Source organism: Massilia sp. GCM10023247 (assembly GCF_042653325.1).
GTDB lineage: Bacteria > Pseudomonadota > Gammaproteobacteria > Burkholderiales > Burkholderiaceae_D > Telluria.
In genome coordinates this window covers 571,451-597,364 of record NZ_JBHSIB010000007.1, presented here as the reverse complement: position 1 = coordinate 597,364, position 25,914 = coordinate 571,451, and the positions used below count along the sequence as shown (strand labels likewise).

Genomic DNA, 25,914 nt, shown 5'->3' with positions numbered 1-25,914 from the left:
CTACGCAGTACGCCGCGGACGGGTCCGTAACGGACTTCGTTCGCGCTCGCCGATAACGCATTTCGTCGGGTGGGCACTCGTGCCCACGCGGGTTCAATGCGCCGATAACGTCACAGGCAACAGCCCCGCCAGCCCGGCTCACGCGCTCGCGCGCAATTCCGGAAACCCGGCCGTCACGATCGACATCTGCACGAAGCCTTCGCGCCAGGCCTGTTCCAGGTTCTGCTCGATCTCTTCCATCGAGGTGCGCTCGAATTGGGCGAAGCCGGTCACGCCGTAGGCGCGGTTGCGGCCGTGGCCCTTGGCCATGTAGAGCGCCATGTCGACCAGGTTGACGGTGCGCTCCCAGGACAGCGGCTCGCCGCCCGGGCTCAAGGGGAAGGGCGCGAAGCCGACCGATACGTTGGCCGACAGGCGCGCGCCTTGGTATTCCACCTCGGTCGCGGCGATGCCCGATAGCAGGCGGCGCGCCACCTCGTCGAGGCCGCTCTTCGGGATCGCAGGCAGGAAGGCCAGGAATTCCTCGCCGCCCCAGCGCACGATCATGTCGGTCTCGCGCAGGATCTCGCGCAGGCTGTCGGCAATCTTGATCAGGACCGCGTCGCCGGCGCCGTGGCCCCAGGTGTCGTTGATGTGTTTGAAATGGTCGACGTCGAGCAGGAACAGGGCGCTGACCATCTGCTCGCCCGAGGTGCCGGCGCCGCGCTGGTCGGCTAGCTGGCCGGGCGCCGGATCGCCGCGCATGAATTCCTGGAAGTGGCGGCGGTTGTACAGGCCGGTGAGCGGATCGCGCACGCTCTGCTGCTTCAGCTCGAGGTTCTTCCGGTACAGCTGGGCGTTGGCCTGGCGCACCTTACGGTACAGCAGCCCGACCACGACCGAAGCCAGGGCGAAGACGACCGCCAGCAGCCACCAGACGCGCTGCTGCAGGCGGCGGTTGTCGATCTCGACCGACTTCACCTGGTTCTCGCGCTGCAGCAGTTCGATCTGGCGCTGCTTGCGGTCGGCATCGTATTTTTCCTGCAGTTCCAGCATCGCCTTCTGGCGCCGCTTTTCGAACAGCTCGTTCGACAGGCCGCGTTCGCGGTGATAGGCCGCGATCGCGCCCGCATAGTCGCCCGCGCCTTCGAGCGCGTCGCCGTACTCGAACAGCAGGGCCTGCAGCTGCGGCTTGTCGCCGAGCTTGTCGAAGATCGCCAGGCCCTGTTCGACGCTGCGCTTGCCCTCAAGTACGCGGCCGGCGGCGAGGTGGGCCTGGCCGATGTTTACGCGCGCGACGGCCACCAGGTTCTCGTTATTGATGGCGCGCGCCGCCTCCAGCGCCTGCAGGCCATAGGCCAGCGCGCGGCCATGATCGCGCAGTTTCAGATAGCAGTCCGACAGGTTCACCAGCGACCACGGCACGGCCGAATGCGCGCCAAGCTGGCGCTGCAGCGCCAATTCGGCCAGCTGCGCCTTCAGGGCGCGCCCCATCTGGCCGCTGGCGACGGCGAGCCGGTATTCGGTTGCCTTCAGCAGGGCCAGCCGGCCCGGGGAGACGGTTTGCGCGGCCAGCGCCATCGCTTCGTCGAGCGCTTCGAAACCCTTGCCGTACTCGCGTGTCGTGGCATACAGCCTGGCCAGCGAATTGAGCGCCACCACCAGCTGGGTCTTGTCGCCATGCTGGCGCGTCCAGGTCACGATGGCCTGCATGCCTTCGAGCGCGCGCGGCAAATTGCCGCTCTCGGCATGGGCCTCGGCCGACGAGATGCCGGCGCGCATGCGCAGGTCGACGTCATCGGTGGTGTTGGCGAGGCGCTCGGCCTCCCAGATCAGCTCGTGCGAACGCGCCAGCTCGTTCAGGTTGTATTTGATGTAGCCCTTGCGCAGCAAACCCTTGGCGAGCGCGGCGTTATTGTTCTCGCTGCGGCCCAGGTTGACCAGCTCGTCGCAGGCGGCGAGCGCCTCGTCGTATTTGCCGAGATAGCTGTGCGCCATGCACAGCTGGGCCAGCAGCTCGCCCTTGTCGTCCACCGACGCGTCGCGCGCCTGCGCCTCGATCGCGCGCAGCATCGGCAGCGCCTTCTCGGGCACGAAGCGGTTGATTTCGCGGATCTCGGCCAGGCGCTCGGCCAGCGGAGAGGCAGCCTGGCCCCAGGCGCAGGAGGAAACCAGCAAAAGCGCCGCCAGCAGCGCCGCAGGGCGACGGCCCGACTGTCTGATCTCGCGTGCTGCCGGCATAATGATCCCTCGATGGGTTGCGGGGCGCCATTTCCGCGCCGCCATCGGTCATTATATTCTTGTTGCAGATCAGAAATATCAGATTTTTTGCAGGGTTATCGCAAAAAAACGACGTTAAAACATTAACATTGTCGTCGTAGCAAAAGGCTGTCCGCGCTGGGGGCAGGGCTAGACTGCCAGCTGCTGCAATAAATACAAGCGCTGATACAAGCCGCCCTCGATCCGCATCAGCTCTTCGTGCGCGCCCGCTTCCGTGATGCGCCCGTGATTGAGCACGATGATGCGGTCGGCGTCCCTGATCGTCGACAGCCGGTGCGCAATCGCGACGATCGTCACCGTGCCGCGCAGTTCGTCGAGCGCTTCCTGCACGATTTGCTCGGTGGCGCTGTCGATGCGCGAGGTCGCTTCGTCCAGCAGCAGGATGCGCGGCTCGCCCGCCAGGGCGCGCGCGATCGCGATCAGCTGCTTCTGCCCCGAGGACAGGCGCGAACCGCCTTCGCCGAGCGCGGTATCGTAGCCCTCTTCGAGCGCGGCGATGAATTCGTGCGCGTGCGCGGCGCGTGCCGCCGCTTCGATCTGCGCCTGCGGCAGGCCGCGCCCCATGTCGATGTTTTCGCGCGCCGAGGCGGCCAGCAGGAAGGGATCCTGCGGCACCAGGCCGACCTCGTTGCGGAAGCGCTCGTTGTCGATGCCGGCGATCGGCTCGCCGCAGATCTCGATGCGGCCAATCTCGGCCGGGTAGTAGCGCAGCAGCAGCGAGAGCAGGGTCGACTTGCCGCTGCCGGTATGGCCGACGATGCCGAAGAAGGCGCCTTGCGGGATATCGAGCGAGATGTCGTGCAGGACGTTCTGGCCCGGCACATAGGCAAACGAGAGGTCGCGCACGCGCACCGCCGGGGCGCCGGCTTGCGGCGCCAATCGGGTGCCCGCGGCGCGTCCGGCCGCGTGTTCGGCCGCGCCGGCTTCGTCGAGCAGGTTGGCGACGCGCGCGGTGGCGACCACCGCCTGCTGCAGGCCGCTGAACTGCATCGTGATCTGGATCAGGGGCTCGACCACGCGCGCGATATAGCTGATGAAGGCATACAGCACGCCCACTTCGACCGCGCCGATCTCGCGCCGGCCGAAGCTGAAGATCACCACCGCCAGCAGGATCACGTTGAGCAGGTCGAGCGCCGGGCGCAGCAAGAACGCGTTCGCCTTCAGCTCGGCCAGGCGCGCCGTGTAATGGGACTGGTTGGTGTGGGCGAAGCGCTCGCCGAAGCGGCCGGCCGCGTTGCTGGCCTGGAGCACCGTCATGCCGCCGATCGACTCGGCCATCTGGCCGTTGATCTCGCTGCGCAGGGCGCGTGCGCGCGTCACCGCCGGCGCCGACAGGCGCTGGTACAGCCAGACGATGACCAGCACGGCCGGCAGCAGCGCCAGCACGATCAGCATCAGGCGCCAGTCGAGCCAGGCCATCGCGATCGTGGTGCCGATCAGGACGATGGTCGAATCGAGCAGCACGAACAGCACCTGGATGTACAGGGTCTTGACGGCCTCGGTGTCGTTGGTCACGCGGCTGACCAGCTGGCCGGTGATGGCGCGGTCAAAAAACGCCATCGGCAGGCGCATCACGTGGCCGTACACCCATTCGCGCAGGCGCCGCACCGAGCGCATCGCCATGCCGGACAGGCGCACCAGCTGCAGGTAGCGCAGCCAGGACGCGGCCCAGCCGGACAGCAGGGCGCCGCCCAGCAGCAGCGCCATGCGAGTCCAGTCCGCATGGCGCGGGACCAGGTGGTCGTCGATCAGCGCCTTGCCCAGGATCGGGCCCATTACTTCGAGTGCCGCGGCGAGGATCAGCCACAGGGTCGCGACGACCAGCTGGCGGCGGTCGGGCCAGGCCGCGCGGCGCAGCAGGGCCGCCGCCTGCGTGGCGGGCGCCGTTTTTGCCGCGGCGCCGGCTTTGTCGACTGTATCAGCTTGCATCGAGGCTGGCCTCCAGTTGTTGGTAGCGCCACTGGCTGGCATACCAGCCGTCCAGCAGCAGCAGGGTGTCGTGGTCGCCCGATTCGACGATGCGGCCATCCTTCAGCACCACGATCAGGTCGGCGTTGACGACGGCCGAGAGGCGGTGGCTGGCGATGATGGCACTCAGTTCGGGGCGGGCCGCGCGCAGCTCGGCCAGATGGTCGAGGATGCGCGTCTCGGTGCCGGTGTCGACCGCCGACAGCGCATCGTCGAGCAGCAGCAGCGAACTCTCGGCCAGCAGCGAACGGGCGATCGCGACCCGCTGGCGCTGGCCGCCGGAGAGTGTGATGCCCTTTTCGCCGACCGGCGTGTCGTAGCCCTGCGGGAAGCGCAGGATGTCCTCGTGGATGGCCGCCATGCTCGCTGCGTGCTCGATCTCGGCGCGGCTTGCGCCGGGGCGCGCCAGCGCGATGTTCTCGGCGATGGTGGCCGAGAACAGGAAGGATTCCTGCGGCACCCAGCTGATGGCCGCGCGCAGGGCGTCGAGCCGGTAGCTGGCCAGCGGAGGGCCGCCCCAGCTGACCGTACCCTGCTGCGGCGTGGCCTGGCGCAGCAGCACGCGCAGCAGCGTCGACTTGCCGGCGCCGGTCGGCCCGACCAGGCCCAGCGTCATGCCGGGACTCAGCGTCACCGACACCCCGTCGAGCGCGGGCCGCTCCGCGCCGCCGTAAGCAAAATGGACGTCGCGCAGCACCAGCGGGCCGTCCTCGATGCGGTCCAGTTTTCCCTCGTCCTCGACCGTCAGGGGCGCGTCCAGCATCGGCTGCAGGCGCGCCAGGCCGGCGCGTCCGCGTTCGATCAGGGACAGCACCCAGCCGGCGGCGAACATCGGCCAGATCAGCTGGCCCAGGTACATGGTAAAACTGGTCAGCGCGCCGATGGTCAGCTGGTTGTGCCAGACCAGGTAGCCGCCCAGGCCGAGCGTCAGCGCGCTGGCCGCGGCCAGCGTCAGGCCGACCGCCGGCTCGTAGGCGGCTTCCCATTTCTGGGCGCTGAGGCTAGCCTCGGCGGCCTTGCCGGCCAGTTCCGAGAACTGCGCGGCGCTGCGCTGTTCCAGGCCGAGGGCGCGCACCGTGCGCACGCCCGCCAGCGACTCCTGCACATGGTCGTTCAGCGCCGAGAAGCGCTTCAGGGAATCCGTTTCGGCCGTGTGGATGTGGCGCGAGATGTACCAGAAAGCGAGCCCCATCAGGGGGAAGGGCAGCAGCGCGATGCAGGCCAGGCGCCAGTCCACGCCGAGCAGCATCACGCCCAGCACCATCACCAGGGTGAGCGTACCGTCGAAGCCGGCCAGCATCGCTTCGCCGGCCGCCATCTCGATGGCGTCGATGTCGTTGGTGCCGAGCGCCATCAGGTCGCCGGTGCGCTGTTTCTGGTAGAAGGCCGGGCCCTGGTTCGACAGGCGCGCGTACAGGCGCGTGCGCAATTCGACCCCCAGGCGGTACGCCGCCCCGTACAGGCGGATGCGCCAGCTCACGCGCAGCACGTAGATCGCCACCCCGAGCGCGAGCAGCTGCAGGATCCCGATCGTCAGGTCGTGGCTTGACAGGCGGTGCGCCGCCAGGCCGTCGATCATGGCCCCGACCTTGCGCGGCACCCAGACGCTGCAGACCGCGACGCCGGCCAGCATCACGGCCGACGATGCATACGCCTTCCAGTGGCGCAGCACGAAGCCGCCCACTAACCTGCCTAGACTCATTTGGTATTCCTAGCGTTTGAAAGAGCTGAGACGCTCCATGGGCCCGAAAAAAAACTAGCGGGCCGAAGCCCGCTAGTGTACTTTTTTTCATCCGCCGGCGCAGCGCCGGCGCCGGATCAGTTCTGCTTGCGGCGGCCCTTGGTGCCGCGCGTCTCGGTAGGACGGGTGGTGCCGGCTGCCGGCGGCGGCGTGGCCTCGACCGGCTCCACCTTCGGCAGTTCGATTTCGACCGCCACTTCGACCGGGACGCTGGCGGCAACCGGGTGCGGCGGAGCGACCGGCGCGTCGAGCGCCTCGCTGGTGGCCTTGGCGATGGTCGTCGGCGCGGCGTCCGGTTCGACGTCGGAGGTGACGACCTCGACGCTGCCCGCCTCGGCCGGGGTCTCGCCCGGCAGGGCGAAGTCGGTGGCGTCGCTTGCGACCACGGACTCGGCTGCCGATTCGGCGGCAGCAGCCGTGGCCGACGCGGTGTCGCCGCCGATCCGCTCGAAGGCCTCGGCGGCCACTTGCGTCGCCGCCGTTGGCGCCATGGCCGGCAGCGCTGCCTGCTGCGGCGCAGGCTCAGGCGCGGCCTGGCCAGGCAGCCCGGCGGAGCGCAGCATCGGGATGCTCATGCCGGAGGTGGCAATCGAAAACAGCTCGCGGCTATAGTCGAGCATGGTGCTCAGGTGCTGCTGCGACTGCGAGCCGAGTGCCAGCAGGTCGCGCGGGTCGCGCGCGGCCAGCAACTGGCGCATGGCCTGCGAGGATTGCTCGACAGCGGCGCGCGAGGCATGGAGCTGGAGCGCGAGGACCCGGCTGGTACGGTCGAGTGCCTGGTCGCTGAAACTGCGGATCAGCTTGAAGCTATTGTCGAGCTGGGCTTGGCGTGCTGCGGAGAACTGTTCTGGAAGCGAAGTCATCGATGGTCCTTATCGTTCGGTTATGGCGCACTGCAACATAGCTTAGTGTAGCTTCGGCACTGAGCCTTGCAAAGCGAAATTTGTCACTGTGTCATCAGTGCAATATTGCGGCGCAGCATCGTTACAAATGGACACCTAAAAATCCCGTTAAATTCAGCGGAACCCGGTCACGAACTCGCTACAATCAGTTGCCCTGAACAGGAGACTCCATGGATCTGGTCATTCGCAATGCCACGCTGCCGGACGGCAGGCAACACATCGATATCGGCGTCGAGGGCGAGCGCATCAGCGCTGTCGCCACGGGGCTGGCAGCGCGCGGCGCGCGCGAAATCGATGCCGGCGGCGACCTCGTCACGCCGCCCTTCGTGGATGCCCATTTCCACATGGATGCAACGCTCAGTGTCGGCTTGCCGCGCGTGAACGAGTCGGGCACCTTGCTCGAAGGCATCACGGTCTGGGGCGAGCTGAAGCCGCAACTGGCGCAGGAAGCGCTGGTCGAACGGGCGTTGCAATATTGCGACTGGGCCGTGGCGCGCGGCCTGCTGGCGATCCGCACCCACGTCGATATCTGCGACGACCGCCTGCTCGCGGTGGAAGCCCTGCTCGAGGTCAAGCGGCAGGTGGCGCCCTACATCGACCTGCAACTGGTCGCCTTTCCGCAGGACGGCCTGTTGCGCAGCCCGGGCGCCTTCGACAACCTGAAACGGGCGATCGGCATGGGCGTCGACGTGGTCGGCGGCATTCCCCACTTCGAGCGCACCATGGCGCAAGGCGCCGAGTCGGTGCGCCTGCTGTGCGAGTTCGCGGCCGAACGCGGCCTGCGGGTGGACATGCATTGCGACGAGACCGACGATCCGATGTCGCGCCACATCGAAACCCTGGCCTACGAGACCTGGCGTACGGGCTTGCAGGGCAGGGTGGCCGGCTCGCACCTGACCTCGATGCATTCGATGGACAATTATTACGTCAGCAAACTGATTCCGCTGATCGCGGAGTCCGGCGTGGCGGCAATCGCGAACCCCCTGATTAACATTACGCTGCAGGGCCGCCACGACAGCTATCCGAAGCGGCGCGGCATGACACGGGTGCCGGAGCTGCTGGCGGCCGGCGTCGACGTCGCCTTCGGCCACGACTGCGTGATGGACCCGTGGTACGGCCTCGGCTCGGGCGACATGCTGGAAGTGGCGCACATGGGCCTGCACGTGGCCCAGATGACGGGGCAGGCGGCGATGCGCCAGTGCTTCCTGGCGATCACGGAAACCCCGGCGCGCATCCTCGGGCTGGACGGCTATGGCCTCGCGCCCGGAAATTACGCCGATTTCGTGCTGCTCGACGCCTCCAGCCCGGTCGAAGCGATTCGCTTGCGGGCAAGCCGGCGCGCCGTCGTGCGGCGCGGCGCCGTGGTGGCCGAGGCGGCGCCGGCGGCGCCTGCCCTGCGCCTGCCCGGGCGTCCGGAGCGGGTCGATTTCCGTATCAGGCGTTGACGCCGGCAATGCCGGTGCTAGAATCGCCAGCCCATGTAGTATTGATAAAACTTCCCGAGCCGTGAAAGATATCCAGATCCGTCCCGCCACCAGCGCCGACTTCGAGGCCATGTGGACCATCTTCACCGCCCACATCGAAACGGGCGAGACCTATCCGTTCGAGCACGAGGCCACGCGCGACACGGCGCAGGCCTACTGGTTCGGAAGCGGTGTGACCTGCTGCGTCGCCGTGCTCGGCGAACGCGTGCTGGGCATGTACCGCATCGTGCCGAACCAGGTCGGGCGCGGGCGCCACGTCGCCAACGCCTCGTTCATGGTCAGCCCCACCGCCCAGGGCGTCGGCGTGGGCCGCCTGCTGGGCGAGCACTGCCTCGCCGAAGCGCGCGGCCTGGGCTACCTGGCCATGCAATTCAACTACATCGTCAGCACCAATACCGCCGCCGTCATGTTGTGGAAGAAACTCGGCTTCGCGATCGTCGGCACCCTGCCCAAGGCATTCCGCCACAAGCGCCTCGGCTATGTCGACGCCTATGTGATGTACCAGTTGCTGCAGGATCCCGACCACTGGCCGACTGCGGACCAGTAGGCTTGCCGTCATGCCTGGCAGCACGCCTTCCTGCCGTGCTGCGGGCGTTGCTGGCCGGTGGTAGGATGGAACCGCCAGTTACACCATCCCTGAAAGCAGCCGCAACGCGATGCCAAGTATCGAACCTCCTCGCAACGCCGCCTTCTACGTCGTCCTGAACGCCGGTTCCGGTCATTCCGAAACCGAGCTGCGCTGCTCGACCATCCGCAACGTGCTGGCCGAAGCGGGGCGCACCTGCCATCTGGAGATCGTCGACGACCCCGCGCGGCTCGGCGACATTGCCTGCCGCATGGCGCAGAAGGCCAAGGAAAACGGCGGCGTGCTGGTGGCGGCCGGCGGCGACGGCACCATCAATACGGTGGCGCACCAGGCCGTGATGCAGGGCTGCCTGTTCGGCGTGCTGCCGCAGGGGACCTTCAATTATTTCGGTCGCACCCACGGCATTCCCGAAGACCTGGACGAGGCGGTGCGCAGCCTGGTGAGCTCGCGCGTGATGCCGGTGCAGGTCGGATTCGTCAACGACCGCATCTTCCTCGTCAACGCCAGCGTCGGCCTCTATCCGGAACTGCTCGAAGCGCGCGAGCACGACAAGCGCGAGTTCGGGCGCAGCCGCATCGTCGCCATCCTGTCGGCCCTGAAGACCGCCCTGGGGCGGCACCGCGCGCTGCGCATCACCCTCGAGACCGAAGGCATCGTGCGCAAGCTGCGCACCGCTACCCTATTCGTCGGCAACAACCGGCTGCAGATGGAACAGGTCGGCATGAAGCCCCTGACCATCGCGCTCGAAGAGGGACAACTGGCCGCCATCGCCCCGCGCCGGGTCGGCAAGCTGGCCATGCTGGGGCTGCTGCTGCGCGGCGCCCTCGGGCGCCTGGGCGAGGCGGAGAATGTGCTCGCCTTTTCGTTCAAGCGCCTCGTGGTGCGCCACGCGCGGCTGTCGCCGCGCCGGACCATCAAGGTCGCCACCGACGGCGAGGTCACGCGCATGGCGATGCCGCTCGAATTCCGCGTGCTGGAGGGGCGCCTGGCGCTGCTCAAGCCGCCCGATGCAGCGCACGATTCGCGCGACGCCGACGCCAGCGCGGCATAAGCAAGCTGCTCTAGTTCACCCGCAGCACACGCACGCCATACAGGTCGAAGCGGTTCGATGGCCCGCTTGTGCCGCCCGCGGCGCTGAAACTGGCGTTCGCTTCCAGGTAGCTCATGTTGTAGAAGTCGCTCATGCGAATGCGATAGGCGCCCGCCGCCAGGCGCGCGGCCAGCGGGGTCGACAGGGCAGGAGCGTTCCCCGGCTTCGTGTGCGGCAGCTGCACCACGCCGGCGGCCACGGTGCGCCCGCCCGCATCGAGCACTTGCAGCCATTTCACGCCGGCGCTCACGCCCAGGTTGATCGCGTTGGCCGTGTTCGCGTAGCGCAGCTGCAGCCGGTAGTTGCCGGCCGTCTCGATGCGCAGGTCGCGCAGCTCGAAGCGATCCGACGGACGGCCCCAGCCGGCCAGGTGCGGCGCCTTGCCCGGCGCGGGCTTCAGGTTCGACACCACGCGCGCGTCGGTCACCGCGATCTCCTGCGCCGGCCCCAGGCAATGCGGCGCGCCGTGGTGGCTGCGGTTGCCTGACGCCGTGAATTGCGCCTCGACGGCGTAGCAGGCGTGCGGCGCGACCTCGTGATCAAACCAGGCGCCGGCGGCCAGGTTCCTGGCCACCGGCTGGCCGTCGCGGTAGACGTGATAGACGACGCCGCTGCCGCTGCCGTCGCCGGCGGCTATCCACAGGCGCGCGCGGCCCTGCGCATCGCGTTCGATGCGCTCGATGACGGGTTCGCGCGGCCCGAAGACGCGCGGCGACTCGGCATAGGGATCGGCATTCACGCGGCGAATCGCCGCTTCGCCGGCCACCGGGGCGCCGAGCACCAGCTCGATGGTGTCGCCGTCCTTGATCCGCGCCCAGGGAATGATCGCCGGCGCCGGCGCGCCATTGAGCAGCACGCGCTCGAGCCGGTGGTAGCCCTGCGCCGTGCTGGCCGGCGGCAGCAGCAGGCGCACGTCGACCCGCTGGCCGCGCAGGCGCAACTGGTGCAGGGTTGCCTGGCCGCTGCCGGCAAAGGCCTCGCGCCGCAGTTTGGTGGTGACGAAAGGCCGCAGGGCGAGGCCTTCGTCCTGCGCGCGCACGCCGAACACCTGCTCGACGACCATGCCGAGATAGGCGCCGACCGACCACAGCTGGCGGCGCGAATTGATGACCGGCCCGCTCAAGGAAGGATGCGCATCGTCGAGCAACAGCGGCTGGCCGGACAGCCATTCCAGGTTTTCCATGTTCGACATGTTCAGCGCCGCGCCGCGCATCAGCGTATCGTAGGCGGCGTCGGCGACGCTGGCATTGCCGGCCAGGGCCGCCGCTTTCAATCCATAACCCGTCACGAAGGGCCAGATGGCCCGGTTGTGATACACCGGCACGCCCGGCTGCTGGGGCCAGGTGACGGGCGCGCCCATCGGGCCGTGCGGATAACGGGCGAGAATGCTGCGCGCACGCGCGCCGTCGGCCACGCCGGTGACGATGGCCAGCGATTGTCCCAGCCAGTCGAAGCGGTGCATCGGCGCGCCGTCGAGGTGGCCGGCGGTGAGGCTGCTGTACATGCCGGCGTCAAGCAGCCACAGGCGCTCGTTGATCGCCGTTTTCAGCGCGCTCGCCCAGCTTTCGTAGCGCGCCGCGCGCGCGGCCTCGCCGGCCTCGCGCGCCAGCTGCGCCGTGAGGGTCAATGCCTTGTAGTGGGCGACGTTGGTCGACACCGCCTTGGCGCTCGCCATCGAGGCCAGGTCGTCCGTGATCCAGGCCGCGTAGCTCTGGTCGCGCCAGTCGAGGAAGGATTGTTCGCCCGTGTACAGCCCGTCCCGCGGATCGTAGGCGGCGACGCGGTCGATCTCGATCGTGTTGCTCAAGGCCTGCAAGGCGCGCGCGGCAAAGACGGCGCGCTCGCTCGGGGGCAGGTTGCGCAGGGTTTCCTCGGCCGCGAAGGCCCAGGTAACGCGGTCGGTGCTGACCGGCCAGCTGCCGCCGCTACCCGTGTCCTGCACCAGTTGCAGGCCGTCCGGCGTGCCGGCGACCGGCGGCGCCTTGACGACACCCTTGCGGTAGCCGGCCAGCTTGAAATCGAGCGAATTGCGCACCCGCGCCGGGTCGAGCAGGGCCAGGCCCAGGTCGGCCGCATACGACAGGTCGCGGGTCCAGACGTAATGCCACTTTTCCCCGGTCTCGAAGCAGTCGCAGGCGATGGCGCCGCCGCCGTTGTAGTTGCCGTCGCGGATATGGCTGACCGCATCCTGGCGCATCTCGCTGCCGGCCAGGGCGAACAGCGCATCGAAGGCGAGGTTGCCGCTGCGCACGTATGGCAGGTCGGCGCTCTCCGCGTAATCGGTATGCTGGGGCACCGGGTCGCGCAGCGCCATGGTCGTCGAGTGGGTATATCGGCGCAGCTGGGCTTCGGGGTCCTGCAGCGAGAAGCGGGCGGTCTCGATCTTGCCGTCGTGGGTCGGAAACGCAAGGCTCGCCACGCGTGCATGGCCGGCGTGCGGGTCCGGCGCCGGGCCGCTTGCACCGCCCTCCAGGCGCAGCACCCGCAGCAGCGTTGTACCGGGCTTGCCGGCGTCGAGGGTAAAGCGGTAGGTGCCGGTCCGGCGCACCAGCAGCGTCGCCTCCGGACCGGCGCTGGTGGCAAAGCGCACCGGCTCGTCCGGTTTGATGGCGGCGCCCGCAGGATCGCCCGGCACCCATTCCTGTTGCCAGTCGCGGCTGCCGAGCTTGAAGCCGTGGTTGCCCGGGCCGATCAGGATGTCGGCCGTATAAACGCCCTGGCCCTGGTGGCGTAACGGGTGTTCCGTGCCCCAGCCGTTGAAGCCGCCGCGCACGAACATCTCCGTGTTGAATGGTCCGGGCGCCGCCTTTGCCGCCGCCGCGGGCAGGCCCGGCTGGCTGGCCGCGCCGGCCAGGCCGCAGGCGAGGGCGCAAGCAAGGGCGATCAGGGAGCGCCGCATCATGCCCCCGGCAGTTCGATGACGAGGGTCGCCTTCGGTGCCAGGCGCAGCGCCTCCCTGAGGTCGACCGTCTTGCCGGTCAGGAAGTCGACGCCGGACGGCGTCCCTTTCAGCATTTCCTGGAAGCGCGCGGTGGGCAGCACCATGTCCTTGTCGTTGTTGTTCATCGCGACCATGATGCGCTTGTCGTCGCTGTAGCGGAAGTAGACCCAGGTGTTGTTCTCCGGGCCGAAGTGCATCAGCTTGCCCTTGTGGATGACCGGCTCGCCCTTGCGCCAGGTGGCCAGCTTGCGCACCAGTTCCTGCGCCGCGCGCTGTTGCCTGGTCAGGCCCTTGCCGGTGAAGGCATCGACCTTGTCGCCGGCCCAGCCGCCGGGGAAGTCGACCCGGTAGCTGGCGTCGTCGCGCTCCTTCGTCGGGCTGGTCATCAGGATCTCGTCGCCGGTATAGAACTGCGGGATGCGCGGCATCGTCATCAGGAACACCAGGTTCATGCGGTAGCGGTCGAAGTCGGCGCCGGAGACGCTGAACATGCGCGCCATGTCGTGGTTGCCGCCGAACAGGACAAGATTGTCCGGCTCCGGGTACAGGTAGTCGAGCGAGAGCGTCTGGTAGACGTCGTTGAATCCCTTGCCCGGAGTGGACAGCGCGCCGCGCATCGCTTCGACCAGCGGGAAGTCCATCAGGCTCGGCAGCGACGAGGTATAGCCGTCGAAATTGCGCTTGCCGCGCTGCCAGCGCGCCACCACCGGCACCAGTGTGCTCCATTCCTCGCCGACCAGGTTCAGGCGCGGGTATTCGTCCATCACGCGCTGCGTGTACTGCGCCAGGAAGGCGCCGTCCGAATAACCGTAGGTGTCGATGCGCAGGCCCGACAGGCCGGCATACTCGATCCACCAGATGTTGTTCTGGATGAGGTAATTCGCCACCAGCGGATTGGTCTGGTTCAGGTCGGGCATGGTCTCGACGAACCAGCCGGCCGTGAAGTTGTGGCGGTCGACCTTGGCGGCATACTTGTCCTGCACGGCCACCCGGTGGTGCTGGGTGGGTACGAACTTGCCGCCGAAGTTGATCCAGTCCGGGGTCGGCATGTCCTTCATCCACCAGTGTTCCTTGCCGATGTGCGACAGCACCACGTCCTGGATCAGGCCGATGCCGCGCTTTTTCGCCTGCATCGACAGGCGCACGAAGTCCTCGTTGCTGCCGTAGCGCGGATCGATCCGGTAGTGGTTGGTGGCGGCATAGCCGTGGTACGACCAGGCGGGCATGTCGTTCTCGACCAGGGGCGTTGGCCACAGCTGGGTGAAACCGAGGCCGGCGACGTAGTCGAGGTGCTGGACGATGCCGGCGATATCGCCGCCATGGCGCCCGCCGCCGAGCTTGCGGTTGGCCTTCTCGGCCATGCCCGCGACGCTGTCGTTGGCCGGGTCGCCGTTGGCGAAGCGGTCCGGCATGACCTGGTAGATCGCGTCGGCGCTGGTAAAACCTTGCCGGTTGCGCGAACCCGCTTCGCGCGCGCGCAGCTCAAAGGGGTGGCGTTCAAGACGGCCGTCACCGGCGAACACGATGTCGAATTTGCCCGGCTGCGCCTGCTCGTCGATCTCGAGGTCGATGAACAGGTAATTCGTATTCGGCACCCGGGTGCTCGATACCAGGCGCACGCCCGGGTAATCGATGCGCGGCGCGAGCTGGCCGATGCCGGCGCCGTGCACCATCAACTGCAAACCCTTGTGCTGCATGCCGGTCCACCAGAAGGGTGGCTCGAGGTGCTCGATGGCGGCCGGTGCGGCCAGCGCGCTGCCCAGCAAGGCGGTGGAAAGGAAGAGGGTGGCGGCGATACGTTTCATGGCGGCTCGGCGGGTGGGTGAGCGGAGGGAGATTCCGCTGAATCTGTAGTTACACTACGCGTATCAGGAGGTATCGGGGCATATTGCTGCGCAATCCCTCTCCTGTTGAGGAAAGAATACTACAGCGTCAAGGCAGGGGCAACGCTTATGCGGCTGGCATAGGCGCGGCGGCCGAGGCTGTCCGCCGGGTCCGGCCGCGAAACCGATGGCGGACCGGCGCAACTGCAGGCTGGCGCCGCGCGCCCCGTTTGCGGGCCTCGGCGCACCAAGTTGGTGCAAAGCATGCGGTTTGTAGTCCGACTACAACCATGCATACGTGTTTCTGTAGCTCAAATACAACGATCATCCGCTCCGCTCTATATAGCGGGGCATAGCAATGTAGATTGACGTAGTTGCAAGAGACGCCCGTTGACAGTGCATCTAGTTTTAGTACAGAATTCTTGATAGAACGTCTAAAAAGCCGTTGAAAACCGATCCCGTGCCGTGGCTGTGCAGCTGTCTTCGGGAAACTACATTGTTTTGATCTGAGGGGACAAATGAAATACTTCGCTAACAAGCGCGCTGCGAACACGGCCACCCGTGCGTTCCAGCTGAGCCCGGTAGCAGCCGGTTGCGCGATTTTCCTGACCGCCTTTGCCGGCAGCGCCTACGCGCAGCAGGCTGTCGACGCCAGCGCCACCCAGGCGCCGACGGTCCAGACCACCGACACCACCAACAACACCCCGAACTCGGCCGTGACGACGGGCACCGACGCCACCGTCAGCACCACCGCGACGCCGGTCCAGACCGTGCGCGTGACGGGTATCCGCCGCGGTATCGAAGCGGCGATCTCGATCAAGAAGAACTCGACCTCGATCGTCGAGGCCATCTCGGCCGAAGACATCGGCAAGCTGCCGGACCAGAGCGTCGCCGATTCGATCTCGCGCCTGCCGGGCGTGTCGGCCCAGCGCGGCCGCAGCTCGGGCAAGTCCTCCGACATCTCGGTGCGCGGCCTGTCCCCAAGCTTTAACGGCACCCTGCTCAACGGCCGCGAAATGGCCTCGACCGGCAACGCCCGTTCGCCCGAGTTCGACCTGTTCCCTGCCGAACTGATGGGTTCGGTCGTGATCTACAAGACGCCTGACGCATCGGTGATCGGCCAGGGCCTGGCCTCGACCATCGACCTGCGCACCGTGCAGCCGCTCGACTTCGGCAAGCGCACCGTCGCCGTCAGCTACAAGAAGAGCCGCCTCGGCGTGAAGCAGCGCAACGGCCTGCCGGAAGGCGACGGCGACCGCGCCACCCTGTCCTACATCGACCAGTTCGCCAACCGCACGATCGGCGTGGCGATCGGCCTGACCCGCTACGAAGAGATGGGCGGCGGCCAGGCGAAGTTCAATTCGTGGGGCGTCGCCGACGAGGTGTACGTTCCTGGCGTCAAGGACAAAGTCAAACTCAAGGTGCCGAACGGCTTCGGTTATGACACCGAGCAGAACATGCACAACCGCGACGGCGCCTTCGCCTCGCTGCAGTTCCGTCCGAACAAGAACTTCAAGTCGACCGTCGACCTGTTCTACTCGGCCGGCGAAACCGGCCTGAAAAAGACCGGCTTCGAAGGCGGCGTGGCCGGCAACGCCGGCGGCAAATACGAGCTCGATCACGTCCTGACCCAGGCCACCGTGTCCAACGGCGTCGCCACCAGCGGCACGATCAGCAACTGGAAGGGTGTGGTCCGTAACCACTACGAAGGCGCGGAAGACGACCTCAAGAGCGTCGGCTGGAACAACGAGCTCAAGATCGGCGAGTGGACCACGTCGGCCGACCTGACCTGGTCGAAGGCAACCAAGCTTGGTTCGCGCTATGAAACCACGGCCGGCACCCTGCCGAACCAGCAGGATACCTTGTCGTATAGCGGCTTCAACGGTTCCAACGTGACCCAGGTGAAGTACACCCCGGGCCTGAACTATTCGGACCGCAACGCAGTGCGCCTGACCGACACCATGGGCTGGTCCGGCGGCGCGGCGTCGCCGCAGGCCGGCTACCTCGGCCAGCCCTACGTCGAGGACGAAGTCAAAGCGCTGCGCCTGACCGCCAAGAAGAACGTCGAGTGGGGCCCGGTGGTCGCCACCACCTATGGCTTGAACTACACTGCGCGCGACAAGGAACGCACCGGCCAGGATGGCCGCCTGATGATCATCGGCGGCGACCCGTTCGGCTCCGCTGCGGTGCCGGGCAGCGACATCGCCCAGGCCGGCGCCTCGGGCTTCAACGTGGTCAGCTGGGACCCGCGCGGTTCGCTGGGCACGGTCTATGAACTGGCGCCGAAGGTCGATGCCGACATCCTCAACAAGATGTGGGATGTCCAGGAACGCATTTCGACCGCCTATTTGATGGGCGACCTCGATGGCGAGATGTTCGGCCTGCCTTACCGCGGCAACGTCGGCGTGCAGGCAGTGCACACCGACCAGACCGGCGCCGGCTACCAGGTCGACAACGGCCGCTGCAAGGGCAATACCGCCCAGACCTGCCCGGCGCTGCGCGTCACCGGCGGCGACAAGTACTGGGATGTCCTGCCTAGCCTGAACCTGTCGTTCGACCTGGGCAGCGAGCAGTTCCTGCGCTTCGGCGCAGCCAAGGTCGTCTCGCGCGCCAACCTGGATGACCTGCGTGCGGGCCAGAACGTCACGCTCGGCAACCAGCAAGGCGTCTCGCTGCTGACCAGCAGCGGCGGCAACCCGACCCTGAAGCCGTTCCGCGCCAAGACGCTCGACCTGTCGTACGAAAAATACTTCGGCAACAAGGGCTATATCAGTGCCGCGGCCTTCTACAAGAAGCTCGACACCTACATTTTCCGGATGGCACGCGACTACGACTTCGCCGGCACCATCACGCCGGGCACGACGCTGCCGGCGGACGGTTCGACGATCGGCCGCTACACCCAGCCGCAGAATGGCGATGGCGGCAACCTGTATGGCTACGAACTGGCGGTGAACCTGCCGTTCTCGATGGTCTCGCCTTACCTCGATGGCTTCGGCGTGCTGGTCAACCACTCGGACACGAAGAGCAGCATCGAGCTGCCGCGTGAAGGCTTCGCCAACGTGACCGGCAGCTCGGTGAGCATTCCGCTGCCTGGCCTGTCGCGCAAGGTGACCAACCTGCGCCTGTACTACGAGAAGAACGGCTTCCAGATCGCCGCCGCGGCGCGCAAGCGTTCGAACTTCCTGGGCCAGGTGTCGGACTTCCAGGACAACGCCCAGCTAACCTTCATCAAGGGCGAGTCGATCGTCGACCTGCAGGTCTCGTATGAAATCCAGAGCGGCTGGCTGAAGGGCACGAGCCTGTTCGCCCAGGCGCAGAACTGGAACAACGCACCGTTCCTGGAGTACACCGACGACGCAAACAACCCGACCAACCGCGTCGACTATGGCCGCACGTACCACTTCGGCGCCAGCTACAAGTTCTAAGCTGGCTTGAGCTGAAGCGGACCTGCGCTACAGTAACGACCCCTGCCGGGCTCCCGCCTGCCAGGGGTCGTTTTTTGACCCTCCGGGACGACTACATATGCAGAACCAACCAATCAAGGACATCGTCATCGTCGGCGGTGGCACCGCCGGCTGGATGACGGCCGCCGCGCTCTCGACCATCCTGAATGGCCGCTACAACATCCGCCTGGTCGAATCCGACGAGATCGGCATCGTGGGCGTGGGCGAGGCGACCATTCCGATGATCCAGCGCTTCAACCGCGTGCTCGGCATCGACGAGGCCGAGTTCATGCGCGCGACCCAGGGCAGCTTCAAGCTCGGCGTCGAGTTCGTGAACTGGGGCAAACCCGGCGAGCGCTACATGCACGGCTTCGGGCGCCTCGGCCAGGACCTGGCCACGGTGCCCTTCGAGCAGTACTGGATGAAGATGCGCCGCCTCGGCAAGGCCGCGCCGCTCGAGGAGTATTCGATCACGCGCATGGCCGCGAAAGCGGGCAAGTTCATGCCGGCGCGCTTCGATGTGCCGAATTCGCCGCTGCGCGACATCGCCTACGCCTATCACTTCGACGCCAGCCTGTACGCGCGCTTCCTGCGCAAGCTCTCCGAGTCGCGCGGCGTGACCCGCATCGAAGGCAAGATCCTGCGCGCGCGCCAGAGACAGGGCGACGGTTTCATCGAGGCCGTCGAGCTGGAGAACGGGACGAACGTCGAGGGCGAGCTGTTCATCGACTGCTCGGGCTTCCGCGGCCTCCTGATCGAACAAACCCTGCAGACCGGCTACGAGGACTGGACAGGCTGGCTGCCGGCCGACCGCGCCTTGGCCGTGCCCTGCGAGTCGGTATCGACCATGACCCCGTTCACCCGCGCCACGGCGCATCAATCCGGCTGGCAGTGGCGCATCCCGCTGCAGCACCGCACCGGCAACGGCATCGTCTACAGCAGCCGCTACCTCAGCGACGACGAGGCGGCCAGCACCCTGCTGGCCAACCTGGACGGCAAGCCGCTGGCCGACCCCAGACAGATCAAGTTCCAGACCGGGATGCGCAAGCAGGCCTGGAACCGCAACGTGGTCGCCATCGGCCTGGCCGGCGGCTTCCTCGAGCCGATCGAATCGACCAGCATTCACCTGATCCAGTCGGCGATCGCCCGCCTGATCGATTTCTTCCCGGACCGCGCATTCGACGAGACCGAGCGCAACGAGTTCAACCGCCAGTCGCGCTTCGAGTACGAGCGCATCCGCGACTTCATCATCCTGCACTACCACCTGAACCAGCGCACCGATTCCGCGTACTGGCAGGCCTGCGCCCACATGGCGATTCCCGAGACGCTGCGCGAGAAGATGGACCTGTACCGCGCGCGCGGCAAGGTGGTCCGGGTCGCCGACGAACTGTTTTCGGAAGTCGGCTGGACCCAGGTGTTCGAAGGGCAGAACATGCCCTTCGAGGGCTATCACCCGCTGGTCGACGCCCAGTCCGAAGCCGACATCGCCGACTACCTCGACAGCGTGCGCGGCGTGATCGCCCAGTGCGTGGCCGTGATGCCGTCGCACGAGGAGTACATCGCCCGGCACTGCGCGGCGCCGAAAATCTAGGTTGTACGTCTTTCCCAGAAGCAGCCTCATGCGGTTTGCGCATGGGGCTGTTTTTCTTTTGCAGCCCTGTCGCTGCGCCCCGTTTTTCAAATTGTGCCCGCCCGTTCCCGTCGAGGGAGTAAACTGGCGGTTTAGTATCGTTTTTCGAAAGTCATCCATGTCAGACACACCCATCCCATCGTTTTCCGACCTGAACATCCCGGCGCCGGTCCTCAAGGCGCTCAAGGACGTCGGTTACGAGACGCCGTCGCCGATCCAGGCCGCCACCATTCCCTTGCTGATGGAAGGCCGCGACGTGCTGGGACAGGCGCAGACGGGCACCGGCAAGACCGCCGCCTTCGCGCTGCCGGTGCTCTCGCGCATCGACACCAAGCAAAGCGCGCCGCAGGCGCTGGTGCTGGCGCCGACGCGCGAGCTGGCGATCCAGGTGGCCGAAGCCTTCCAGAGCTACGCCGCCCACATGAAGAACTTCGCGGTGCTGCCGATCTACGGCGGCCAGAGCTACGGCCCGCAGCTGCAGGCGCTGCGCCGCGGCGTGCAGGTCATCGTCGGCACCCCGGGCCGCGTGATCGATCACATCGAGAAGGGTTCGCTCGACCTGTCGCAACTGAAGACCCTGGTGCTCGACGAAGCCGACGAAATGCTGCGCATGGGCTTCATCGACGACGTCGAGCAGATCCTGCAGCAGATCCCGGAAGAGCGCCAGATCGCGCTGTTCTCGGCGACCATGCCGCCCGCGATCAAGCGCATCGCCAAAACCTACCTGCGCGATCCGGCCGAAGTGACCGTCGCCGCGAAAACCGGCACCGCCGACAACATCACCCAGCGCTATTGGCTGGTATCGGGCATGCAGAAGCTCGAGGCGCTGACCCGCATCCTGGAGGCCGAGCCGTTCGACGGCATGATCATCTTTGCGCGCACCAAGCTCGGCACCGAAGAGCTGGCCACCAAGCTGCAGGCGCGCGGCTTTGCCGCCACGGCGATCAACGGCGACATGGCGCAGGTGCAGCGCGAGCGCACCATCGAGCAGCTGAAAAACGGCAAGATCGACATCCTGGTCGCCACCGACGTCGCCGCGCGCGGCCTCGACGTCGAGCGCATCAGCCACGTGATCAACTACGACGTGCCCTCGGACCCGGAAAGCTATACCCACCGCATCGGCCGCACCGGCCGCGCCGGGCGCAGCGGCGACGCGATCCTGTTCATCACGCCGCGCGAGCGCGGCCTGCTGAAAGCCATCGAGCGCGCGACGCGCCAGCCGGTCGCGCCGCTGACGCTGCCGACCATCAAGGCCGTCAACGACGTGCGCATCGCCAAGTTCAAGGAACAGATCACCGAAACCCTGGCCGCCGGCGGCCTCGACCAGTTCCGCAGGCTGATCGAGGAATACGAGCAGGAGCAGAACGTGCCGGCGGTCGACATCGCCGCCGCGCTGGCCAAGCTGGGACGCGGCGAAGTGCCGCTGCTGCTGGAAAAGCCGGACCGCGAGCCGAAGGCATCGACCTGGGAAGAGCGCCCGGCGCGCACCGACTTCGTCGAGCGATTGCCGCGCCCGTCGCGCGACGACGCCGGCAGCTGGGAAGAGCGTGCCCCGCGCGCGCCGCGTGAATCTGGCTTCAAGAAGGAGCGCGTCATGCGCGCGCCGGAAGACGGCATGGCCACCTTCCGCATCGAAGTCGGCCACACCAACGGCGTCAAGCCGGGCAACATCGTCGGCGCGATCGCCAACGAGGCCAACATCGACTCCAAACTGATCGGCCGCATCGAGATCTACGACGACTTCAGCACGCTCGACCTGCCGGCCGACCTGCCGAACGACCTGCTCGACCACCTGAAAACGGTCTGGGTGGCTGGCCAGCAGCTGCAGATCACCCGCGACGGCGAAACCCCGCCGCCGAAGAAGGCGGGCTACCCGAAGAAGTCGTTCGGGGCCGAGCGCCGTTATTCGGAAAAGCCGGGCTTCAAGTCGGACAAGCCGGGCTTCAAGAAAGCGCGCAAAGAGTAATTCTCCCGCTGCATGTGCCGGAAGGACGTAGGGTGGGCGGCTTTGCCGCCCACGCGTTCAACCGGCGTCCGAATGATCCCGACATTATTTCGCCGGCGCGAACATCCACAACAGCGCTTCGCGCAATTCCCCGGCCCAGAAGGCCTCGTTGTGCCCGGCCTCGGGCACGATTTTCAATACCGTATTGCGCGCCGGATGCCCGCTGGCGCGCACCACCTGCGCCATGCGCTCCACGTCCGGCGCCATCGTCTCGCCTTCCTTCCCGCCCATCAGCAGGTAGACCCGCGCGTCCTTCGGCAGCGGGCGCTGCGCCATGAACTCGAACGCGGGCGCCGCCGTCCAGTAGGCCGGGGAAAACACGCCGGCCTTGCCGAACACCTGCGGATACCGGGCGATCGCGTAGTGCGAGGCCAGGCCGCCCATCGAGCTGCCCATGATGGCCGTGTGCGCGCGTCCCGGGAGGGTGCGGTAGCCGGCGTCGACCAGGGGCTTCAGGGTCTTGACGATGAAGTCCGTGTATTCCCGCCCTTCGGCCGCGCCGAAGCGCGGGTTGTCCCAGGCATTCAATTCGGTCATGCGCTTGTCGCCGCCGTTGTCGATGCCGACCACGATCAGTTCCAGCTTGCCTTCCTTCGACAAGGCGTCCAGCGTCTCGTCGACCTTCCATTCGCCGGCATAGGCGGTGGCGTTGTCGAACAGGTTCTGGCCGTCGTGCATGTAGAGCACCGGGTAGCGCTTGCCGGAGCTGGCGTAGCCGGGCGGCAGGTAGAGCCGTACCTGGCGTTTGCGGTCCAGGCCGGGCATGGCCAGCGCTTCAGGCAGCAGGCTGACGCCGGGCAGGGCGGTCGAGGCTTTGGCGGGCGCGGCGGTGTCGGCCGCCGCGGCCGGCCCGGACAGCGCCAGCATCAGCAGGCAGGGGAAGAGGGCGCGGATCGATGGCATCAGGCAGGTCCTTTATGATTGGAATCAGTGTGAAGCGGCCAGCGCCGGCGCGCCGGCCTGTGCGCCCTGGTGCTCGCGCACCAGCAGCCACAGCACGCTCGAGACGGCCAGGCAGCCGCCGCAAATCATGAACAGCAGGCTCTTGTCGAGGGCGTCCTTGAGCACATAGCCGACCACGGTGGTCGCCAGCTGCGGCAGCACCACCGACAGGTTGAACAGGCCCATGAAATAGCCCATGCGGCGCTTGTCCACCTGCTCGCTCATGATCGCAAACGGCAGGCTGACCACCGCCGCCCAGCCGATGCCGACCACCGCCATCAGCAGGTACAGCATGCCCGGCGTGCGCGCGAACAGGGCGATGGCAAAATAGGCCAGCGCCATGATGCCGATGCAGGCCGCTTGCGTGCGCACGCGGCCGAAGCGCGCCGCCAGCGGCGCCAGCACCAGCGCCGGCAGCAGGAAGCCGACCACGTTCATCACCGCGAACGAGATCGCGATCACGTGACCGGACTGCGCCGCGGCCTGTTCAGGCGTGGCACCGGGCGCGACCACGTGCTGCTGGATGAAGGAAATGATGTAGACGAACATCGACTGCACGCCGAACCAGGTAAACGCATGCGCCGCCCACAGCCGCCACAGCTGGCCCCAGTCGGTGCGGTCCGCCGCCGCGGGGTCCGCCACTGCGGTCGTCGCCGTGACGATGTCCTCCTTGCCTGGCTCCAGCGTGCGCGGCTCCTCGACCAGGAACACCGGCAGCACCGAGAAGGCCAGCACGATCACGACGCCGACCGAGATCAGCGCGTAGTTGTCGATGAAGGCGCCGATCAGGTAGGCCAGCACGCCGAAGAAGCCGGAAATCGTCTGCATCCAGGTATAGCCGCGGGTGCGTGCGTCGCCGTCCGGGGTGACGTCGGCGATCAGCGAGCGGGTCGGATTGAAACTGATGTTGATCGACAAATCGAGCGTCAGCGCGATGATCACGGCCACGACCAGCAGGTTGCCGATGCCGAGCAGATCCGCCACGACCTCGATACGCGGCAGCAGGAACACGGAGAGGGCGGCGAGCACGCCGCCGATCAGGATGAAGGGCCGGCGCCGCCCGCCCCAGAACCAGGTCTTGTCGCTGATGAAGCCGATGATCACCTGGCCCAGGATACCGGCCAGGGGACCGGCCGCCCAGACGATGCCGATCTCGTGGATGTCGAGGTGGTATTTCGTGCTCAGCAGCCAACTGAGGGCGGAAATCTGGATGCATAGCGCGAAGCCCATCGCCGTGGCCGGCAAGCTGGTCAACGCATAAAAGGGTTTGCTCAGCCGGCGCTGCATGTCGAGCATGATGTCTCCGTGTCGTTATGTTATTTGACTACAAATGCGCTTTAGTCAATTGTCGCTGCGCTGATTCTACCCTGACTGTCTTCGATTGACACTCGGAAAACACCATGTTATTTTGCTACAAACTCACCTTGCAACAGCCCGTCCTCATGGCCTTTCGGACGGGGACGCTCCCCAGCCAGCTTACCGATCCCGTGCCCGGCCCGGCATCGAAGACGGCTGGTTGCGCGTTCGCCACACATAACAGCGCCTGGATGCCGGGCCGACTGGGGACAAGAATGGAAGTACAAGCAAAAGCGGAAATGCACGCCAACGCGCTCAAGCCGCGCCTGTCGTTCTGGCAGCTGTGGAACATGAGCTTCGGCTTCTTCGGCATCCAGTTCGGCTTCGCCCTGCAAAACGCCAACACCAGCCGCATCTTTTCGACCCTGGGCGCCGATCCGGACGACCTGGCCCTGTTCTGGCTCGCCGCGCCCGTCACGGGCCTGCTGGTGCAGCCGATCGTCGGCTACCTGAGCGACAACACCTGGCACCCGAAGTGGGGCCGGCGCCGCCCGTTCTTCTTCATCGGCGCCGTCCTGGCGATGATCTCGATGTTCCTGATGCCGAACTCCTCGGCGCTGTGGATGGCGGTGGCCGTGCTGTGGATGATGGACGCGGCCATCAACGTGTCGATGGAGCCGTTCCGCGCCTTTGTCGGCGACAAGCTCGACGTCTCGCAGCAGACCGCCGGTTACGCCATGCAGACCTTCTTCATCGGCTGTGGCGCGGTGATCGCGTCCCTGCTGCCGACCCTCTTCACCAGCCTGGGCGTGTCGAACGTGCCGGTCGACGGCAGCATTCCCGAGACCGTCCGCTATTCGTTCTACGCCGGCGCCCTGGTGTTCATGCTTGCTGTCAGCTGGACCGTCTTCACGGCCGACGAACTGCCGCCGCCGGACCTCGACAGCTTCCAGAAGGAGCGCCAGCACGCGCGCAACATCAAGGTGGCCTTCGCCGAAATCCTGGGCGGCTTCGCGCGCATGCCGAAGACCATGGTGCAACTGGCCTTCGTGCAGTTCTTCACCTGGATCGCGCTGTTCGCGATGTGGATCTACACCGGCAGCGCGATCGCCGATTCCGTCTACGGTACCCGCGACGCCCAGTCGGCCGCGTTCCAGGACGCAGGCAACTGGGTCGGCATCATGTTCGCGGTCTACAGCGGCGTGTCGGCGCTGGCCGCCTTCATCCTGCCGGTGTTCGCGCGCGCCACCAGCCGCAAGACCGTGCACGCGGTCTGCCTGGCGATCGGTGGACTGAGCCTGGCCAGCATCGCCCTGATCGATACCCGGGAGATGCTGATGCTGCCGATGATCGGCGTCGGCATCGCCTGGGCCAGCATCCTGACCATGCCGTATGCGATCCTGGCCGGCTCGCTGCCGGCCAAGCGCATGGGTTATTTCATGGGCCTGTTTAACTTCTTCGTGGTGATCCCGCAGATCGTCAGCGGCCTGCTGCTCGGTTTCGTGACCCGCGAATTCTTCAACGGCCACACGGTGCAGACGGTCGCCCTGGGCGGCGCCTGCATGGGCATCGCGGCCTTGCTGACCCTGGCGGTGACCGACAAGGCCCGGAACTGAGAGCGCCAAACAAACCCCCCATGGCTGCGTTGCACTCGTCTCGCCGTACTAGCGTACTGTCTTCGACGAGGCGCCTTGCCCTGGGGGCTTTGTTTGACGCTCAAGGCCGGGCCTGCGCGCCACCGTTTTTGCTCCTGGCGTATCGTAGCGTTTTACTAACAAACGACGAATCCAGCTACAGGAGCGAA

Annotated in this window: 15 protein-coding genes; 7 read left to right on the top strand and 8 right to left on the bottom strand. The window is 66.7% G+C overall.

Features of this window, described 5'->3' with window-relative positions; all coding sequences use genetic code 11:
* Window positions 1–138: 138 nt before the first annotated feature.
* The 4 genes from ACFPAH_RS06315 to ACFPAH_RS06300 form a co-directional block, all read right to left on the bottom strand.
* On the bottom strand, window positions 139–2,220 hold the full coding sequence (locus ACFPAH_RS06315) for a diguanylate cyclase (protein ID WP_379742290.1): 2,082 nt from the start codon (window positions 2,218–2,220) through the stop codon (window positions 139–141).
* Between the two features lie 168 nt (window positions 2,221–2,388).
* Window positions 2,389–4,188 (bottom strand): ABC transporter ATP-binding protein, encoded by a 1,800-nt coding sequence (locus ACFPAH_RS06310; protein ID WP_379742287.1) that lies wholly within the window; start codon window positions 4,186–4,188, stop codon window positions 2,389–2,391.
* Window positions 4,178–5,929 (bottom strand): ABC transporter ATP-binding protein, encoded by a 1,752-nt coding sequence (locus ACFPAH_RS06305; protein WP_379742284.1) that lies wholly within the window; start codon window positions 5,927–5,929, stop codon window positions 4,178–4,180. The genes ACFPAH_RS06310 and ACFPAH_RS06305 overlap by 11 nt, the downstream gene beginning before the upstream one ends.
* Before the next feature lie 116 nt (window positions 5,930–6,045).
* Window positions 6,046–6,831: a phasin family protein gene (locus ACFPAH_RS06300; RefSeq protein WP_379742281.1), complete on the bottom strand. Its 786-nt coding sequence runs from the start codon at window positions 6,829–6,831 to the stop codon at window positions 6,046–6,048.
* A gap of 209 nt (window positions 6,832–7,040) precedes the next feature.
* Here ACFPAH_RS06300 and ACFPAH_RS06295 point away from each other — a divergent pair, with 209 nt between their 5' ends.
* The 3 genes from ACFPAH_RS06295 (at window position 7,041) to ACFPAH_RS06285 (ending at window position 9,991) form a co-directional block, all read left to right on the top strand.
* A complete protein-coding gene (locus tag ACFPAH_RS06295) occupies window positions 7,041–8,315 on the top strand; it encodes an amidohydrolase family protein (protein ID WP_379742278.1) in 1,275 nt (424 codons plus the stop codon).
* 61 nt (window positions 8,316–8,376) lie between these two features.
* Complete coding sequence (locus ACFPAH_RS06290; RefSeq protein WP_379742275.1) at window positions 8,377–8,901, top strand: GNAT family N-acetyltransferase; 525 nt, start codon at window positions 8,377–8,379, stop codon at window positions 8,899–8,901.
* Between the two features lie 109 nt (window positions 8,902–9,010).
* Window positions 9,011–9,991 carry a diacylglycerol/lipid kinase family protein gene (locus ACFPAH_RS06285; RefSeq protein WP_379742272.1) on the top strand — a complete coding sequence of 327 codons (981 nt, stop codon included), beginning with the start codon at window positions 9,011–9,013 and terminating at the stop codon, window positions 9,989–9,991.
* A 10-nt stretch (window positions 9,992–10,001) separates the two neighbouring features.
* Here ACFPAH_RS06285 and ACFPAH_RS06280 read toward each other — a convergent pair whose 3' ends face one another.
* The gene (locus ACFPAH_RS06280) at window positions 10,002–12,932 is read right to left on the bottom strand and encodes an esterase (protein WP_379742269.1); all 2,931 of its coding nucleotides are present in this window, start codon (window positions 12,930–12,932) and stop codon (window positions 10,002–10,004) included.
* Window positions 12,929–14,776, bottom strand: a complete 1,848-nt coding sequence (locus ACFPAH_RS06275) for a glycoside hydrolase family 13 protein (protein ID WP_379742266.1) — start codon at window positions 14,774–14,776, stop codon at window positions 12,929–12,931. Before ACFPAH_RS06275 ends, ACFPAH_RS06280 begins: the two co-directional genes overlap by 4 nt.
* A 536-nt stretch (window positions 14,777–15,312) precedes the next feature.
* On the opposite strand from ACFPAH_RS06275, the gene ACFPAH_RS06270 reads away from it, so the two are divergent.
* The 3 genes from ACFPAH_RS06270 (at window position 15,313) to ACFPAH_RS06260 (ending at window position 21,833) form a co-directional block, all read left to right on the top strand.
* Window positions 15,313–18,219, top strand: a complete 2,907-nt coding sequence (locus ACFPAH_RS06270; RefSeq protein WP_379742263.1) for a TonB-dependent receptor — start codon at window positions 15,313–15,315, stop codon at window positions 18,217–18,219.
* A gap of 97 nt (window positions 18,220–18,316) precedes the next feature.
* Window positions 18,317–19,828, top strand: coding sequence for a tryptophan halogenase family protein (locus ACFPAH_RS06265; protein ID WP_379742260.1), 1,512 nt, complete (start codon window positions 18,317–18,319; stop codon window positions 19,826–19,828).
* Between the two features lie 157 nt (window positions 19,829–19,985).
* The gene (locus ACFPAH_RS06260) at window positions 19,986–21,833 is read left to right on the top strand and encodes a DEAD/DEAH box helicase (RefSeq protein WP_379742257.1); all 1,848 of its coding nucleotides are present in this window, start codon (window positions 19,986–19,988) and stop codon (window positions 21,831–21,833) included.
* An 84-nt stretch (window positions 21,834–21,917) separates the two neighbouring features.
* Here the strand turns inward: ACFPAH_RS06260 and ACFPAH_RS06255 are convergent, their stop codons facing one another.
* Together ACFPAH_RS06255 and ACFPAH_RS06250 are read right to left on the bottom strand one after the other, a co-directional pair.
* Window positions 21,918–22,775, bottom strand: coding sequence for an alpha/beta hydrolase (locus ACFPAH_RS06255; protein WP_379742254.1), 858 nt, complete (start codon window positions 22,773–22,775; stop codon window positions 21,918–21,920).
* 24 nt (window positions 22,776–22,799) lie between these two features.
* A complete protein-coding gene (locus tag ACFPAH_RS06250) occupies window positions 22,800–24,110 on the bottom strand; it encodes an MFS transporter (protein ID WP_379742251.1) in 1,311 nt (436 codons plus the stop codon).
* 275 nt (window positions 24,111–24,385) lie between these two features.
* Here ACFPAH_RS06250 and ACFPAH_RS06245 point away from each other — a divergent pair, with 275 nt between their 5' ends.
* A complete protein-coding gene (locus ACFPAH_RS06245) occupies window positions 24,386–25,726 on the top strand; it encodes an MFS transporter (protein ID WP_379742248.1) in 1,341 nt (446 codons plus the stop codon).
* Window positions 25,727–25,914 lie beyond the last annotated feature (188 nt).

Bases quoted from the DNA above. Each gene is read 5' to 3' on its own strand.
- ACFPAH_RS06315 (WP_379742290.1), bottom strand. From the start codon at position 2,220: ATGCCGGCAGCACGCGAGATCAGACAGTCGGGCCGTCGCCCTGCGGCG.
- ACFPAH_RS06310 (WP_379742287.1), bottom strand. From the start codon at position 4,188: ATGCAAGCTGATACAGTCGACAAAGCCGGCGCCGCGGCAAAAACGGCG.
- ACFPAH_RS06305 (WP_379742284.1), bottom strand. From the start codon at position 5,929: ATGAGTCTAGGCAGGTTAGTGGGCGGCTTCGTGCTGCGCCACTGGAAG.
- ACFPAH_RS06300 (WP_379742281.1), bottom strand. From the start codon at position 6,831: ATGACTTCGCTTCCAGAACAGTTCTCCGCAGCACGCCAAGCCCAGCTC.
- ACFPAH_RS06295 (WP_379742278.1), top strand. From the start codon at position 7,041: ATGGATCTGGTCATTCGCAATGCCACGCTGCCGGACGGCAGGCAACAC.
- ACFPAH_RS06285 (WP_379742272.1), top strand. From the start codon at position 9,011: ATGCCAAGTATCGAACCTCCTCGCAACGCCGCCTTCTACGTCGTCCTG.
- ACFPAH_RS06280 (WP_379742269.1), bottom strand. From the start codon at position 12,932: ATGATGCGGCGCTCCCTGATCGCCCTTGCTTGCGCCCTCGCCTGCGGC.
- ACFPAH_RS06275 (WP_379742266.1), bottom strand. From the start codon at position 14,776: ATGAAACGTATCGCCGCCACCCTCTTCCTTTCCACCGCCTTGCTGGGC.
- ACFPAH_RS06270 (WP_379742263.1), top strand. From the start codon at position 15,313: ATGAAATACTTCGCTAACAAGCGCGCTGCGAACACGGCCACCCGTGCG.
- ACFPAH_RS06265 (WP_379742260.1), top strand. From the start codon at position 18,317: ATGCAGAACCAACCAATCAAGGACATCGTCATCGTCGGCGGTGGCACC.
- ACFPAH_RS06260 (WP_379742257.1), top strand. From the start codon at position 19,986: ATGTCAGACACACCCATCCCATCGTTTTCCGACCTGAACATCCCGGCG.
- ACFPAH_RS06255 (WP_379742254.1), bottom strand. From the start codon at position 22,775: ATGCCATCGATCCGCGCCCTCTTCCCCTGCCTGCTGATGCTGGCGCTG.
- ACFPAH_RS06250 (WP_379742251.1), bottom strand. From the start codon at position 24,110: ATGCTCGACATGCAGCGCCGGCTGAGCAAACCCTTTTATGCGTTGACC.
- ACFPAH_RS06245 (WP_379742248.1), top strand. From the start codon at position 24,386: ATGGAAGTACAAGCAAAAGCGGAAATGCACGCCAACGCGCTCAAGCCG.